This window comes from Kluyvera sp. Awk 3, from assembly GCF_028069715.1.
Taxonomy (GTDB): domain Bacteria; phylum Pseudomonadota; class Gammaproteobacteria; order Enterobacterales; family Enterobacteriaceae; genus Kluyvera; species Kluyvera georgiana_A.
This window is the reverse complement of sequence record NZ_JANEWH010000117.1, coordinates 1-14503: the sequence shown is the minus strand read 5'-3', so window position 1 is coordinate 14503 and position 14503 is coordinate 1. Positions and strand designations below refer to the sequence as shown.

Genomic DNA, 14503 nt, shown 5'->3' with positions numbered 1-14503 from the left:
GATAAATATCAAAATTTTACCAAAAGTGGTGTGACAACTCCCCACGTAGTTGCCCACCGTTTCTGACATCATCCTGTGGAGATCCCTATGAGTCAGGGCATCAATAATGAAATAACAACCAGCAAAACTCGCCGCGTTGTCAAAAATCTGCGCTGGTGGATGCTGGTGCTTTTTTTACTCGGCGTCACCGTCAACTACATCACCCGTAACTCGCTGGGGATCCTGGCGCCAGAGCTGAAAGACAGCCTCGGGATCACTACTGAGCAATATTCCTGGATCGTCGGCGCTTTCCAGATCGCCTATACCCTCTTCCAGCCATTGTGCGGCTGGCTGATTGACGTTATTGGCCTGAAGCTGGGCTTTATGATCTGCGCCAGCCTGTGGGCACTGGCCTGTTTACTGCACGCCGGTGCCGGTAACTGGCTGCATCTGGCGCTGCTGCGCTTCTTTATGGGCGGCGCGGAAGCGGCGGCTACCCCGGCCAACGCCAAAACCATCGGTGAGTGGTTCCCGAAATCGGAACGCCCGGTCGCAGCGGGTTGGGCTGGCGTAGGTTTCTCGATTGGCGCGATGCTGGCACCGCCAATCATCTATTTTGCCCACGCCTCTTTTGGCTGGCAGGGCGCGTTCATGTTTACCGGTATTCTGGCCCTCGCATGGGTCGTACTGTGGTGGGCGTTCTACCACAACCCGGATAAACACCCGAACCTGGGCAAAGCCGAGCTGGACTATATCCGTCAGGACAACGAAGCGCCGCCGGTGAAGCTGCCATTCCTGACCGCGCTGAAAACCGTGGGCAAAAACAAACGCTTCTACGGTATCGCTATCCCGGCCTTTATGGCGGAACCGGCATGGGCCGTGTTTAGCTTCTGGATGCCGCTCTATTTTGCCAAGCAGTACAACATGGATCTCAAGCAGATCGCCCTGTTCGCCTGGCTGCCCTTCCTGGCCGCCGACCTCGGCAGCGTCGCGAGCGGCTATTTAACCCGCCTCTATGTACGCCTGTTCGGCTGCTCACGCGTCAACTCGACCGTGGCCAGTTCCGTCACCGGGGCATTCCTGATGGTGTCGCTTGCCGTCGTGGCGGTGACGAAAGATCCGATCATCGCCGTGGTGCTGATGTCGATTGGCGGCTTTGGCCACCAGATCATCTCCTGCATGCTGAGCGCACTGGTTGTTGAATCGTTCGATAAAGGCCAGATGGCGACCGTTAACGGCATGCGTGGTTCCGCCGCATGGATTGCGAGCTTCCTGTTCTCACTGATTATTGGGGTGACTGCCGACAAAATCGGTTTCAACCCGCTGTTTGTCGCCATGGGTTTCTTTGACCTGATTGGCGCCGTCTTCCTGGTCGCATTTATTGCTGAACGCCGCGCGAAACGCGCCTGATAGTGGATGTAAATATGAAAACGCTGAAAAACTGGACTCTACAAAAACAGTCTTCCCACCACGTCGAGCTGCTGGTCGACGGCCAGCACACGCTGTGTCTGTATGTGCTGGAGGAGAATCTGTTCCGCGTACTGTTGAAACGCAAAGGCGAACTGGCGCTGGACCGCACCTGGAGTATCGCCCCCGAGCAGGACGTCCCCTGGGAGGGCCGCAGCCGTGAAGATCTCAGCGGTTTTAGCCTGCCTGCCTGGACGCTAAACCAACAGGACGATAGCGTGATTATCGCCACTCAGTCGCTGCGCGTCACCGTCCACCAGCCGCTGTGGCTGGAGTGGCACTACCGCAACGCCGAAGGCGAGTGGCAGCCGCTGGTCAATGATCGTCCGACCAGCGCCTATCTGGTGAATGCCCACGGCGATGGCGTGGCGCACTACCAGAGCCGCCGTAAGGACGAGCGTTTTTATGGCCTGGGGGATAAAGCCGGTGATTTGCAGCGTAACGGCAAGCGCTACGAGATGCGTAACCTGGATGCGATGGGCTACAACGCGGCCAGCACTGACCCGCTGTACAAACACATTCCGTTCACCATTACCCGCCGTGATGACATCAGCTTCGGGCTGTTTTACGACAACCTCAGCAGCTGCTGGCTGGATTTAGGCAACGAGATCGACAACTACCACACCGCTTATCGCCGCTGGCAGGCAGAAGCCGGTGATATCGATTACTACCTGTTTACCGGCGAGCGCGTGCTGGATGTCACCAAAGCCTTCGTACGCCTGACCGGTAAAACGCTGTTCGGGCCGAAATGGAGCCTGGGCTACAGCGGCTCGACCATGCACTACACCGACGCGCCGGACGCGCAAAATCAGCTGATGAACTTTATTCGTCTGTGCGACGAGCATGCTATCCCATGCGATTCGTTCCAGCTCTCTTCCGGCTATACCTCCATTAACGGCAAGCGCTACGTCTTCAACTGGAACTACGACAAAGTGCCGCAGCCAAAGGTCATGAGCCAGGCGTTCCATGATGCCGGTCTACATCTGGCGGCTAACATCAAGCCATGCTTGTTGCAGGATCACCCGCGTTACAACGAGGTGGCGGAGAAAGCGCTGTTTATTCGCGACTCGGAAAGCGACGGTCCGGAGCGTTCCAGCTTCTGGGACGATGAAGGTTCGCACCTCGATTTTACCAATCCGCAAACCGTGGCCTGGTGGCAGGAGGGCGTCACTACACAGCTGCTGGAGATGGGTATCGATTCCACCTGGAACGATAACAACGAGTTTGAAGTATGGGACGGTGAAGCGCGCTGTCACGGCTTTGGCGATGAGATTGCGATTAAGCATATTCGCCCGGTGATGCCGCTGCTGATGATCCGCGCATCAATGGAAGCGCAGGAGCGCTTTGCGCCGAACAAGCGCCCGTATCTGATCTCCCGTTCCGGCTGCGCCGGGATGCAGCGCTACGTGCAGACCTGGAGCGGCGATAACCGCACTAACTGGGACACGCTGCGCTACAACATCCGCATGGGGCTGGGGATGAGCCTGTCCGGTCTGTACAACCTGGGCCATGATGTCGGCGGCTTCTCCGGCGACAAACCGGACCCGGAGCTGTTTGTCCGCTGGGTACAGAACGGTGTAATGCATCCGCGCTTTACCATCCACTCATGGAACGACGACCACACGGTGAACGAACCCTGGATGTATCCTGGCGTGACCCCGGCGATTCGCAGCGCGATTGAGCTGCGCTACCGTCTGCTGCCGTATCTCTACACGCTGCTATGGCAGGCGCATGCCGACGACGAGCCGATGCTGCGTCCGACTTTCCTTGATCACGAACACGATGCGCAGACGTTTGAAGAGTGCGATGACTTCCTGCTGGGCCGCGATATTCTGGTCGCCAGCGTGGTGGAAGCCGGCGAGCGCGAACGCCGCGTCTGGCTGCCGGACAACGAAACCGGCTGGTACGATTTCTACACCGGCGCGTGGTACAGCGGCGGACAGTCGATTGTCGTCGATGCGCCGCTGGAGAAACTGCCGCTGCTGGTGCGTGCGGGCGCAGGCCTACCGCTGAGCGAACGTATTACCTACGTGAAAGCAGAAGAAGATACCTCGCGTGAGCTGAAGCTGTTCCCGGTTAAAGGAATCGGCCGCTCTTCGGGCCTGCTGTTTGAGGATGACGGCGAGTCGTGGGGCTACAAAGAAGGTAACGCGCTGTGGCTGGAGTGGGAGATGGTCTGCACCGCCAGTAAGATTGACCTGAAGGTGAACGCACGCGGCGATTATCGCCCGGCATGGGAAGCGTTGAAAGTGACGCTGCCAGAAGGAGAAAAACGTCAGCTGTTGATTAACGGCGAAGAGAAAAGCGAGTGGGTACGAGGATAACCCCTCACCCCGACCCTCTCCCCACAGGGGAGAGGGAGCAAACCGCATTGTGCGGCTTGCAGGAGCAAGGTGTTTTAATTTGCACCTAACGGTTCCCTCTCCCTTTGGGAGAGGGCCAGAGTGAAGGAAATTACTCCACCCCTTTGCTACGCAGGTAATCTTCGTAGTTACCGCTGAAGTCCACCACGCGTTCCGGCGTAATCTCAATCACGCGAGTCGCCAGCGAGCTCACGAACTCACGGTCGTGAGAAACGAAGATCAGGGTACCCTGATACATTTCCAGCGCCATGTTCAGTGATTCGATCGATTCCATATCCAGGTGGTTGGTAGGTTCATCCATCACCAGAATGTTCGGTTTCTGCATCATCAGCTTACCAAACAGCATACGGCCCTTCTCACCACCGGAAAGTACCTTCGCCGGCTTCTTGATATCGTCCTGGCTGAACAGCAGACGGCCAAGGAAACCGCGCACTACCTGCTCGTCATCGCCTTCCTGCTTCCACTGGCTCATCCAGTCGAACACGCTCAGGTCGTTGTCGAAATCTTCGGCGTGATCCTGCGCGTAGTAACCGATGCTGGCATTTTCGGACCATTTCACGGTGCCGTGATCCGGCGTCAGTTCACCGACCAGGGTTTTCAGCATGGTGGATTTACCCACGCCGTTGGCGCCGATGATGGCAATCTTCTCGCCAACTTCCATCATCAGGTTGAAGTTTTTAAACAGCGGGCCGTTTTCAAAACCTTTGGCCAGCGCTTCCACTTCCAGCGCATTACGGAACAGTTTCTTATCCTGCTCGAAGCGGATGAACGGGTTCTGACGGCTGGATGCCTTCACTTCGTCGAGCTTGATCTTGTCAATCTGACGGGCGCGGGAAGTCGCCTGGCGTGATTTAGAGGCGTTGGCGCTAAAGCGGCTGACGAAGGATTGCAGGTCGGCAATTTGCGCTTTCTTCTTGGCGTTGTCGGCCAGCAGACGTTCACGAGCCTGGGTAGCTGCTGTCATGTACTCGTCGTAGTTACCGGCGTAGACGCGCAGCTCGCCATAGTCAAGATCCGCCATGTGAGTACAAACCATGTTCAGGAAGTGACGGTCATGCGAGATGATGATCATGGTGCTGTCGCGTTCGTTCAGCGTCTGCTCCAGCCAGCGAATGGTGTCGATGTCCAGGTTGTTCGTCGGTTCATCGAGCAGCAGGATGTCCGGATTAGAGAACAGCGCCTGCGCCAACAGCACACGCAGTTTCCAGCCCGGCGCAACTTCGCTCATCGGGCCGTAGTGCTGATCAAGCGGAATGCCAACACCCAGCAGCAGTTCACCGGCGCGCGCTTCAGCGGAGTAGCCGTCCATTTCGCCGTAGAGCACTTCGAGATCGGCCACTTTATAGCCGTCTTCTTCGCTCATTTCAGCCAGACTATAGATACGGTCGCGCTCTTGCTTCACTTCCCACAGCTCGCTGTGGCCCATGATCACCGTATCAAGTACGGTGAACTCTTCAAAGGCGAACTGATCCTGACGCAGCTTACCGATACGCTCATTGGGATCGAGAGACACGTTGCCCAGCGTCGGCTCTAAGTCGCCGCCGAGGATTTTCATAAAGGTGGATTTACCGCTCCCGTTGGCGCCAATCAGGCCGTAACGGTTGCCGCCGCCAAATTTGACGGAGATATTTTCGAACAGCGGCTTACTGCCAAACTGCATGGTGACGTTGCTGGTAACTAACACGGGAGTATCCTGAAGAATGTGACAAACTCCCTATTATGCCACACTTGCGAATAAAAAGCGCCCGCCTTCGCCAACGGCTAAACTGTAACGCAAGTGAAAAAAATGTGATTTCGTACACATCCGAATTCCCAGTCGCATCGAATGCACATATAATGCGCTGCAACCAACAGTCTGAATTCTCAAACAACCGCCGTAATGGCACTGATACCTCGCACAACATGAACATGAAATTAACAACGCTTTTCGCTGCGGCGCTCGCTGTCGTAGGTTTCTGCAATTCGGCCTCTGCGGTGACGTATCCGCTGCCGACCGACGGTAGCCGTATTATCGGACAGAATCAGGTCATCACGATTCCTGACGATAACAAACAGCCGCTGGAATACTTCGCCGCCCAGTACCAGATGGGGCTTTCCAACCTCCTGGAGGCTAACCCGGGCGTCGACACCTACCTGCCGAAAGGCGGCAGCGTGCTGAATATTCCTCAGCAGCTGATCCTGCCGGACACCGTGCATGAAGGTATTATCATCAACAGCGCGGAAATGCGTCTGTACTACTACCCGAAAGGCACCAACACGGTGATCGTGCTGCCAATCGGTATCGGCCAGCTGGGTAAAGATACCCCAATCAACTGGACCACCAAGGTAGAACGTAAGAAAGCCGGCCCGACCTGGACGCCGACGGCGAAAATGCACGCTGAATATGCCGCAGCAGGCAACCCGCTGCCGGCAGTGGTTCCGGCTGGCCCGGACAACCCGATGGGTCTGTACGCTCTGTATATTGGTCGTCTGTATGCCATTCACGGCACCAATGCCAACTTCGGTATCGGCCTGCGCGTGAGCCACGGTTGCGTGCGTCTGCGTAACGAAGACATCAAATTCCTGTTCGAGAACGTGCCGGTCGGCACCCGCGTACAGTTTATCGATGAACCGGTTAAAGCGACCACGGAGCCAGACGGCAGCCGCTTCATTGAAGTACACAACCCGCTGTCTACCACTGAAGCGCAGTTCGAAGGCGGTGAAACTGTTCCGGTTGTCCTGACCAAAGCGGTACAGGCGGTGACCAGCCAGTCCGACGTTGACCAGAGCATCGTTGACCAGGCGGTGAAAAACCGTTCCGGTATGCCGGTTCGTCTGAACTAAGTCAACCAGACGATCAAAAAGGGCGGGTTAATCACCCGCCCTTTTTTTATCCGTTATTGACGATCACAATCCCCCCGTGATCGTAGCGATAGTGGCAGTGCGCATACTCCAGCGGCGTGCCGTCATCCAGATAAATCACCTGCTCCACTTCCAGAATCGGGTCACTCGCGTCACAGTTCAAATGCTGCTGATCCAGCTCGCTGGGCTTCAGCGCGCGCACCACGCGATAAGACCCCATCATCTTCAGACCAAGATTGTCCTGCACGTAGCGAAAGACCGAGTTTTCGAGATGTGCTTTACTCAACCCCGGCACCAGCGACACCGGCATGACCGTAATATCCAGCGACAGCGGCTCGCCGTTCAGCAGACGCAGGCGCACAAAATCGTACACCGGTGAATCGGCGTCAATCAGCAGCGATGCCTGCTCTTTCTCCCTGGGAAAACGGAGCTCAAAGCGAATCACCTGGCTTTCGACCTTGCCCAGATGTCCCCAGGTTTCCGTCGCCCCGGCGTAGTCGCTGCCGTGAATATCCCACTGTGAGAGCTGGAGGAAGTTCTTGCGAATAAACGTCCCCTGCCCCTGACGGGTATAAACCAGCCCTTCAACGATAAGCTGGCGCATCGCCTGCTGAATGGTCATCCGGCTGGTACCAAATTCGGCGGCCAGCGCAAACTGGTCGGGCAATGGCTCAGCGGCGGGATACTGCCCACTGATAATCCGTTTTTTAATTTCCCGCGCTATCGCGATGTACTTCGCTGCCATCACCCGCTCCTGTTGTTACATCTCTTCGCCATTGCTATGAATGGCCCGTTTCAGCCAGTCATAGCTTTTCTTCGGCACACGTTTGAGGTCTTTTAAATCGTGGTTTTCACGATTGACGTAGACCACGCCATAACGCTTACGCATGTCGCCCTGCGAGCTGAGAATATCAATGAGCCCCCAGCCCAGATAACCAATGACCTGCGCGCCATCTTCAAAAATCGCCTCTTTCATGGCGTTAATATGATCGCGATGATAGGCGATGCGGTAATCGTCGGCGATCGGATTTTCTCCATCCCAGTGTTCTATCACCCCAATACCGTTCTCAATCGGGAACACCGGCAGACGCCAGTCATTGTAATAGCGGGTAATGATACTGCGAAAACCGAGCGGATCTATCTGCCAGTTCCATTCGGTGGCCTTCAGGTGCGGGTTTGGTTTGTCGCCGAACAGCATATAGTTGTTCACCGGCGTGCCTTCCGGGATAGGGTCGCTGTCGAGGGTACGGCTGGCGTAGTAGCTGAAGGCCATATAGTCGTTCTTCATGGTCGCCAGCACCGCCAGGTCTTCCTCGCGATAAATATCATCAAAGCCGGACTGCTTAACGAAGTGCATCACTTCCGGGCTGTAGCCCTCACCCGCAAAGACGCGCAGCAAATTCTGATTGAAGAATTCGTCCAGTTGCTGCGCACAGAACACATCGCGCGGCTTGCAGGTAGCCGGATAGACCTGGGCGTGCGCCAGCATGCCCCCCATCAATTTACCCGGTTTGGTTTCATGCAGATAATTCGTCAGATGCGCGTGCGCCATCATCACGTGATGCTGAATTTCATACAGCTCTCGTAGGGTTTTCTCGCCACGCATATAGCCGGAAATCAGGAACGTTTCCGGCATATGGTAGAGGTTCTGTTCGTTAAAGGTCAGCCACCATGTCACCTTGTCGCCGAAGCAGTCGATCACTTTTTTACCGTAGCGGATAAAGGCTTCCATCACGCGGCGGTCGGTAAAGCCGTTGTATTTTTCCGCCAGCGCCAGCGGCATATCAAAGTGGTACAGGCAGATCATAGGCTCAATGCCGCGTGCAATCAGGGCATCGATAAAGCGATCGTAGAAGGCGATGCCCTCTTCGTTAAACTCGCCATCACCGGTTGGGCACACGCGGCTCCAGGCGATCTGGAAACGGTAGCAGTTCATCCCCAGATCTTTCATCAGATCAAAATCTTCTTCGTAGCGATGGTAGGAGTCAGTCGCGACCTTCCAGTCGGAAGCAAACTCTTTTGGCTCGCGGATATCGTATACCGACATCCCTTTGCCGCCTTCATTCCAGGCACCTTCGGTCTGCATGCTGGAGACGGAATTCCCCCACAGGAAGTTGGCGGGCAGTGATGGTTTCATGATTCGACTCCTATATGACTAGTCATTTAAATTTCATGACTAGTCATATACCTCAAAGTCGAAAAAGTGCGCAACCCTGAAGATCGTTTTTTGTGAGATGAGTGAGAGTGTGGGCACAGAGGATGGGTGATGTAGGCCGGATAAGGCAGCGCCGCCATCCGGCGATGGTACATGGCGCTGCGCTTATCAGGCCTACACGCGATTGACGAGCAGGAAGAGCCCATACCCTACCGCCGCCGCCCACAGCAGCATTGGGATCGAGTAGAGGTGGAAGCGCCACCAGATACGTCGGTCTGCGGCCATACGCAGGGCAATCAGGTTAGCCAACGACCCCGGCAGCAAGCCAAATCCGCCGACGTTCACCGCCCACGCCAGCAGCATCGACGGCGGGACATAGTTAATCAGCAGGATAGTTGACGGCACGTTGCTAATCACCTGCGACAGGCCAATGGCCGTTAACCACAGCGGCACGCCGGACAGCGTACTGACGCCGCCGAGGGCGTGTTGCAACACCGGCAGTTGAGTCAACAAATGCACGTCGATAAACATCGCCATAAAGACCAACAGCAGCGCCCAATCGACGCTGAGCACCACGCGACGCGCAAGCAGCAGGAAGCCCGCTGCGACAATTGCCAGCCCCCACAACTCTTGCTTCATCTCCAGCGCGGTCAGGAAAATCAGATAAAACGCCAGGCAACTCCACACCAGCAGCGGCTGCCATTCAGGTGTGCGATCGCTGCTTTGAAACACCAACTTTTTCGCCGGGAAGCAGCACCAGCACAGCACCAGCAAGGTGGCCATCATCGCCAGCGCCAGCGGCAACATCTGCAGAGTAAACGCAGGGAAAGACAGCCCCGAACGCCCCCACAGCAGAATGTTTTGCGGATTGCCGATCGGCGTAAGCAGCGAACCGGCGTTAACCGCCAGCGCCTCGAAGATAATCAGTCGGTTAATCGGCAGCGCGCACCACTTTTTCAACGTCAGGGTGAGCGGCACGACGATAAACAGCGCCACATCATTGGTCAAAAAGGTCGAAAGCAACGCCGCCGCCAGCACCATAAAGAGGGCCAGCTGACGCTCGGTGACAAAACGGCGCGCCATTTTTCGCCCCAGAACATCAAAATAGCCGCTCTGCTCAACCCCTTTGGTTAGCAGCATTAGCCCGCTTAGCGTAATGATGGTGTGCCAGTCAATCGCCGCAGGCCAATTTGCGGGGGCGAAAGGAACAAAAAAGCTCAGCAGGATGCCGACGAGAATGAGCAAATGGAGAAAACGGTCGCGCGCCAGCGAGCGTATAAAAGGAAGGTTCATTCCACGAATTGCCCGTGCTTCAGGGTAAACTGACGGAACATGTCCAGCGTCTCTTCGCTAACATGGTGCTCAATACCTTCAGCGTCACGACGGGCGGTATCCGCGCTGACGCCAAGTACCAATAGAAAGTTTTCGACCACCTGATGGCGTTCACGGCTCTCCTGAGCCAGCTTTTCCCCTTCCGGCGTCAAAAATACGCCGCGCCAGGGGATCTGTTCGATCAGCCCAACGCCAGCCAGACGCTTCAGCATTTTCGCCACCGTTGGCTGAGAAACGCCCAGACGCGCTGCCATATCGACCTGACGCGCCTCACCCACTTCACGAATCAAATCGGAAATCAGCTCAACGTAGTCGTCAATCAGCTCGCGGCGATGCGCTTCACGCACCTGGCGAAACCCTTCCACGTGCTCTTCAACGTTAACCAGTTGCGTCACTTTTTTTGTGATTGGCGTACCTGCGCGACGGCCCATAAAGCTTCCTCATCTGTGCGACGCCTGAACGCGTCATATCAAGTCCGCTCATTGTAATGGATTGTGACCCAAGCACAAAAATTTAACGTTTTAGCCATAGCTATAAAATATAGCCTGTGCTATATCTGTATGTAATGCGAACGCTCATCACGGATTGACGGGCCAGAAGGCAGGAGGAACCATGAACGAATTCAAGAGGTGTATCAGCGTGTTTAGCCACTCTCCTTTTAAAGTACGCTTGATGTTGATCGGTATGCTGTGCGACCTGTTCAACAACAAATCCAAACAGGACACTCCGTCCCGCTAAGCGGCGTCGCGACGCCGCTTCATCATGCTGTCATCATGTGCTGGCAACCTACCCGTTTGCGCCCAAAAACCGCGTTTATTTTCTGGTTTTGTAAGCGCCCTCCCAAAACAATTCGTTATCAGTAGTTGACCCAATAATAAGCTCGCTTTATCTTCTTGCAGCCCTGTACTTTGCATCCCCCTCTTCACGCATCGTCTGGCCAATAAAGACCCCTTGACGCCAGGGGACGCACATGGCGTTTTGATAGTTGTAATCTATGAATCTAACCCTGAAAGAAACCCTTGCTGCACGTGGGCTGGCCGTTAGCCCGTGGACGGGACTTTATTTTTTACAGTCGATCCTGATAAACCTGGCGCTGGGCTACCCGTTTAGCCTGCTGTACGCGGTGGCATTTACCTGCGTGCTGCATCTGCTGTGGCGCACGCTGCCTAAAGTGCAGAAGGTGGTGCTGGGGGTTTATTCGCTCGTGGCCGCGCTCTATTTCCCCTTCAGTCAGGCCTATGGCGCGCCGAATTTCAACACGCTGCTGGCGCTGCACTCCACGAATGTGGAAGAGTCGACGGAAATCTTCACTATTTTCCCGTGGTATAGCTACCTCGTGGGCCTGTTTATTTTCGTGCTCGGCGTGATTGCCGTTCGCCGTAAAGCCACAGATAAAAAACGCTGGGGCGTGATAGAGACGCTGTGTCTGCTATTCAGCATCGGCGTGTTCTTCGTTCAGCCGATTCAAAACAAGATTGATGGCTGGGGGTTTAAGCTGAAAGATAGCGGCTATCCGGCCTTCCGCTTCGTGAAAGACATCATCGTTAATAATAACGAGGTGATTGACGAACAGCAGCGCATGGCGCAGCTTTCCGGGCTGAAAGACACCTGGAACGTGGTGGCCGTGAAGCCGAAATACCATACTTACGTGGTGGTGATCGGTGAAAGCGCGCGACGCGACGCGCTGGGCGCATTCGGTGGTCACTGGGATAACACGCCGTTCGCCAGCTCGGTCAATGGCTATCTGTTTACTAATTATATTGCCGCCAGCGGCTCTACGCAGAAATCGCTGGGGCTGACGTTGAACCGTGTCGTGGACGGCAAACCACTGTATCAGGATAACTTCGTGACTCTCGCCAACCGCGCCGGCTTCCAGACCTGGTGGTTCTCCAACCAGGGGCAGATTGGCGAGTACGACACGGCTATCGCCAGCATTGCCAAACGCGCCGATGAAGCACACTTCCTGAAAAGCGGCGACTTCGAAGCGGATAAAAATACCCGCGATGAAGATCTGCTGAAAATGACCGCTCAGGTACTGTCGACGACGCGTAGCCAGCCGCAGCTGATTGTGCTGCATATTATGGGCTCGCATCCGCAGGCCTGTGACCGCACCCAGGGCAAGTATGCGCAGTTCGTGCAGTCAAAGGAAACGTCATGCTATCTCTATACCATGACCCAAACCGACAGCCTGCTAAACCAGCTTTACGATCAGCTACGACGTAACACCGACAGCTTCTCGCTGGTTTACTTCTCCGATCACGGGCTGGCGTTCAAAGAGCGCGGCAAAGCGGTACAGTATCTGGCGCACGATGATAAATATCAGCAGAATTTCCAGGTACCGTTTATGGTGCTGTCCAGCGATGACAAAGCGCACAAGATTATCAAGGCGCGTCGTTCCGCCAACGATTTCCTGAGCTTCTTCTCGCAGTGGACCGGGATCCAAACCAAAGAGATTACGCCGAAGTATCGCTTTATCTCCTCGCAAAAAGCCGGCAAGGTCTACATCACCAACTTCCAGTTACAAAAAGTGGATTACGATACGCTGAAGACCGATCTATTTGATCCCAAAAGCTAATTTCGCCCCTCCTCCGTCGCTATCCGTTTGCCTTTCACGCCGGTAAACGGATAGCGAATCGCCCCGGCGTTGCATTACTATACTTGCTTCACGACCTTCTGATTCAGGCTCAATGATGATCGCACAACGTCTCGCGCGCGACTGGCGCCTTCCCACCGCTGGGTTAACGCTACTTTTGCTGCTTGCCAGCGCACTTACGCTGCACGCGCACTGGAACACCTTTATCCAGTGGTGCCTGGCTACGCAAATCACCCTGCACCGTTATCTGGTGATGTATCTGTTGCAGCTCAACAACCACGAATACAGCGGTGGCCTATGGCTGCTGGTGGGTGCCTTCTTATACGGCGTGCTGCACGCTATTGGCCCGGGGCACGGTAAATTCATCGTCACGACCTACCTGAGCACCAACAAAGAGAGTCTGCTCGCCGCGCGCGTGGTGCCGTTTATCGGCAGCCTGATGCAGGGCATCAGCGCGATTCTGTTTGTCTTTATCCTTGCGGTAGGTTTTAACCTGGCCTCTGGCGATCTCAGTACCAGCCGCTGGTATGTCGAAAAAATCAGCGCGGTGATGATTGGCGCCTTCGGACTGTTCATTATTTATCAAGCGCTGAGAAGCCTGCGTCCACGAAGGTTGGCTATCTCTGCGCTTAAGCCGCTTCATCAACACGGCGAAAACTGCGGCTGTGGGCAACACGGCGTAGGTACATTGCTTGCAGAAAGCGACTGGAAAACGCGGCTCGGTGTCATTCTGGCCATTGGCGCACGACCATGCAGCGGCGCCATCATGATTTTGATGTTCGCGAACGCGCTGGGTATTGTGACGTGGGGAATTGCCGCCGTGATGACGATGGCGTTGGGTACGGCACTGTCGATTCTCGGGTTATCACTGGCGGTGCGCTATGCGCGCGAACGCACGGTAGCCATGTTCGGTGGTGTATCGGGACCACGCTGGGTAATACCGGCGGTCAAAATCGCAGGCGGCGCGATGCTGATCGTCTTCGCAATAGTGTTGTATCTGACGGTCATCCCGATCAGCGCTAACGGTGACTACATTGCGGCGGGCTGTTGAATCTGGCGGGAAATAGGTTTACAAAGGGCATTAAAAAAGGGGCCATCAAGACCCCTTTTTTGTATCACCGAAGTGATTAGAAGCGGTAACCTGCACCTACGATCCAGGTACCTACGTCAACGCTACGAATACGAGACTGTTCGTAAGATACGTCCAGTGCTACGTTTTCGATCGGGTTGAACTGCAGACCGGCACCGTAGGAGAAACCGTAGTCGCTGGTGCTGTCATTGTTCGGGAACTGGTTGCCCTGTGCTTTACCGTAACCAACACCGACTACACCGTAGATGCTAGCCCAGTCGTTGATGCGGTAAGCAGGACCAGCAGTGATGCCGTAGTACTGACCTTTGGTGTACACGCCGTTCTGGGTGTCACTTTTTTCAGTGTAGGTGAAGGAGCTGATCACACCCAGCGGGCTGTTGTCTGCTTCGTAGCGATATTTCAGGTTGAAGCCGCCAGCTTTGTTAGCGACGCCCTGCATATCACTCTGTGCGTAACCACCGGTAACAGTGGAGGTTGCAGCTACGGCAGTACCTGCGGAAATAGCCAGAACAGCGGCCAGTGCTGAAAGACATGCAATTTTTTTCATAACCACCTCAAATGTGCTTCTAATAAGTCCGTAAGTTTTAAATATATCAAAATTTGTTAAGAAACTCTTTGGAACTGATGATGTCTAAGGTCATCTTTGATGTAACAAAACTTTTCCACCAAGACCTATGCCATTC

At 55.1% G+C, this 14503-nt stretch carries 12 protein-coding genes; 6 read left to right on the top strand and 6 right to left on the bottom strand.

Annotated elements, in window-relative coordinates:
• Positions 1–87 precede the first annotated feature (87 nt).
• The gene (locus NNN71_RS19375; RefSeq protein WP_167576341.1) at positions 88–1389 is read left to right on the top strand and encodes an MFS transporter; all 1302 of its coding nucleotides are present in this window, start codon (positions 88–90) and stop codon (positions 1387–1389) included.
• Between the two features lie 14 nt (positions 1390–1403).
• Positions 1404–3770, top strand: a complete 2367-nt coding sequence (locus NNN71_RS19370) for a glycoside hydrolase family 31 protein (RefSeq protein ID WP_271459131.1) — start codon at positions 1404–1406, stop codon at positions 3768–3770.
• A gap of 130 nt (positions 3771–3900) precedes the next feature.
• Here NNN71_RS19370 and NNN71_RS19365 read toward each other — a convergent pair whose 3' ends face one another.
• The gene (locus tag NNN71_RS19365) at positions 3901–5493 is read right to left on the bottom strand and encodes an ABC-F family ATPase (protein WP_271459130.1); all 1593 of its coding nucleotides are present in this window, start codon (positions 5491–5493) and stop codon (positions 3901–3903) included.
• A 218-nt stretch (positions 5494–5711) separates the two neighbouring features.
• Here NNN71_RS19365 and ldtB point away from each other — a divergent pair, with 218 nt between their 5' ends.
• Positions 5712–6632, top strand: a complete 921-nt coding sequence (gene ldtB, locus NNN71_RS19360) for a L,D-transpeptidase (RefSeq protein WP_163447123.1) — start codon at positions 5712–5714, stop codon at positions 6630–6632.
• 46 nt (positions 6633–6678) lie between these two features.
• Here the strand turns inward: ldtB and NNN71_RS19355 are convergent, their stop codons facing one another.
• The 4 genes from NNN71_RS19355 to mntR form a co-directional block, all read right to left on the bottom strand.
• On the bottom strand, positions 6679–7395 hold the full coding sequence (locus NNN71_RS19355) for a GntR family transcriptional regulator (RefSeq protein ID WP_271459129.1): 717 nt from the start codon (positions 7393–7395) through the stop codon (positions 6679–6681).
• A 15-nt stretch (positions 7396–7410) separates the two neighbouring features.
• Positions 7411–8787: a glycoside hydrolase family 1 protein gene (locus tag NNN71_RS19350; RefSeq protein WP_167576345.1), complete on the bottom strand. Its 1377-nt coding sequence runs from the start codon at positions 8785–8787 to the stop codon at positions 7411–7413.
• A 192-nt stretch (positions 8788–8979) separates the two neighbouring features.
• Positions 8980–10098 (bottom strand): anion transporter, encoded by a 1119-nt coding sequence (locus NNN71_RS19345; protein WP_167576346.1) that lies wholly within the window; start codon positions 10096–10098, stop codon positions 8980–8982.
• A complete protein-coding gene (gene mntR, locus NNN71_RS19340; RefSeq protein WP_065355588.1) occupies positions 10095–10568 on the bottom strand; it encodes a manganese-binding transcriptional regulator MntR in 474 nt (157 codons plus the stop codon). The genes NNN71_RS19345 and mntR overlap by 4 nt, the downstream gene beginning before the upstream one ends.
• A gap of 181 nt (positions 10569–10749) precedes the next feature.
• On the opposite strand from mntR, the gene mntS reads away from it, so the two are divergent.
• From mntS to NNN71_RS19325, 3 genes are all read left to right on the top strand, one after another.
• Positions 10750–10875, top strand: a complete 126-nt coding sequence (gene mntS, locus NNN71_RS19335; RefSeq protein ID WP_065355587.1) for a manganase accumulation protein MntS — start codon at positions 10750–10752, stop codon at positions 10873–10875.
• 256 nt (positions 10876–11131) lie between these two features.
• The gene (locus NNN71_RS19330; RefSeq protein WP_065355586.1) at positions 11132–12712 is read left to right on the top strand and encodes a phosphoethanolamine transferase; all 1581 of its coding nucleotides are present in this window, start codon (positions 11132–11134) and stop codon (positions 12710–12712) included.
• A 115-nt stretch (positions 12713–12827) separates the two neighbouring features.
• Positions 12828–13781, top strand: coding sequence for a nickel/cobalt transporter (locus NNN71_RS19325; protein WP_271459128.1), 954 nt, complete (start codon positions 12828–12830; stop codon positions 13779–13781).
• Between the two features lie 76 nt (positions 13782–13857).
• Here the strand turns inward: NNN71_RS19325 and ompX are convergent, their stop codons facing one another.
• Positions 13858–14367 (bottom strand): outer membrane protein OmpX, encoded by a 510-nt coding sequence (ompX, locus tag NNN71_RS19320; protein ID WP_271459127.1) that lies wholly within the window; start codon positions 14365–14367, stop codon positions 13858–13860.
• Between the last annotated feature and the right edge of the window lie 136 nt (positions 14368–14503).

Coding starts and splice junctions, on each gene's coding strand:
- NNN71_RS19375 (WP_167576341.1), top strand. CDS start 88: ATGAGTCAGGGCATCAATAATGAAATAACAACCAGCAAAACTCGCCGC.
- NNN71_RS19370 (WP_271459131.1), top strand. CDS start 1,404: ATGAAAACGCTGAAAAACTGGACTCTACAAAAACAGTCTTCCCACCAC.
- ldtB (WP_163447123.1), top strand. CDS start 5,712: ATGAACATGAAATTAACAACGCTTTTCGCTGCGGCGCTCGCTGTCGTA.
- NNN71_RS19355 (WP_271459129.1), bottom strand. CDS start 7,395: ATGGCAGCGAAGTACATCGCGATAGCGCGGGAAATTAAAAAACGGATT.
- NNN71_RS19350 (WP_167576345.1), bottom strand. CDS start 8,787: ATGAAACCATCACTGCCCGCCAACTTCCTGTGGGGGAATTCCGTCTCC.
- NNN71_RS19345 (WP_167576346.1), bottom strand. CDS start 10,098: ATGAACCTTCCTTTTATACGCTCGCTGGCGCGCGACCGTTTTCTCCAT.
- mntR (WP_065355588.1), bottom strand. CDS start 10,568: ATGGGCCGTCGCGCAGGTACGCCAATCACAAAAAAAGTGACGCAACTG.
- mntS (WP_065355587.1), top strand. CDS start 10,750: ATGAACGAATTCAAGAGGTGTATCAGCGTGTTTAGCCACTCTCCTTTT.
- NNN71_RS19330 (WP_065355586.1), top strand. CDS start 11,132: ATGAATCTAACCCTGAAAGAAACCCTTGCTGCACGTGGGCTGGCCGTT.
- NNN71_RS19325 (WP_271459128.1), top strand. CDS start 12,828: ATGATCGCACAACGTCTCGCGCGCGACTGGCGCCTTCCCACCGCTGGG.
- ompX (WP_271459127.1), bottom strand. CDS start 14,367: ATGAAAAAAATTGCATGTCTTTCAGCACTGGCCGCTGTTCTGGCTATT.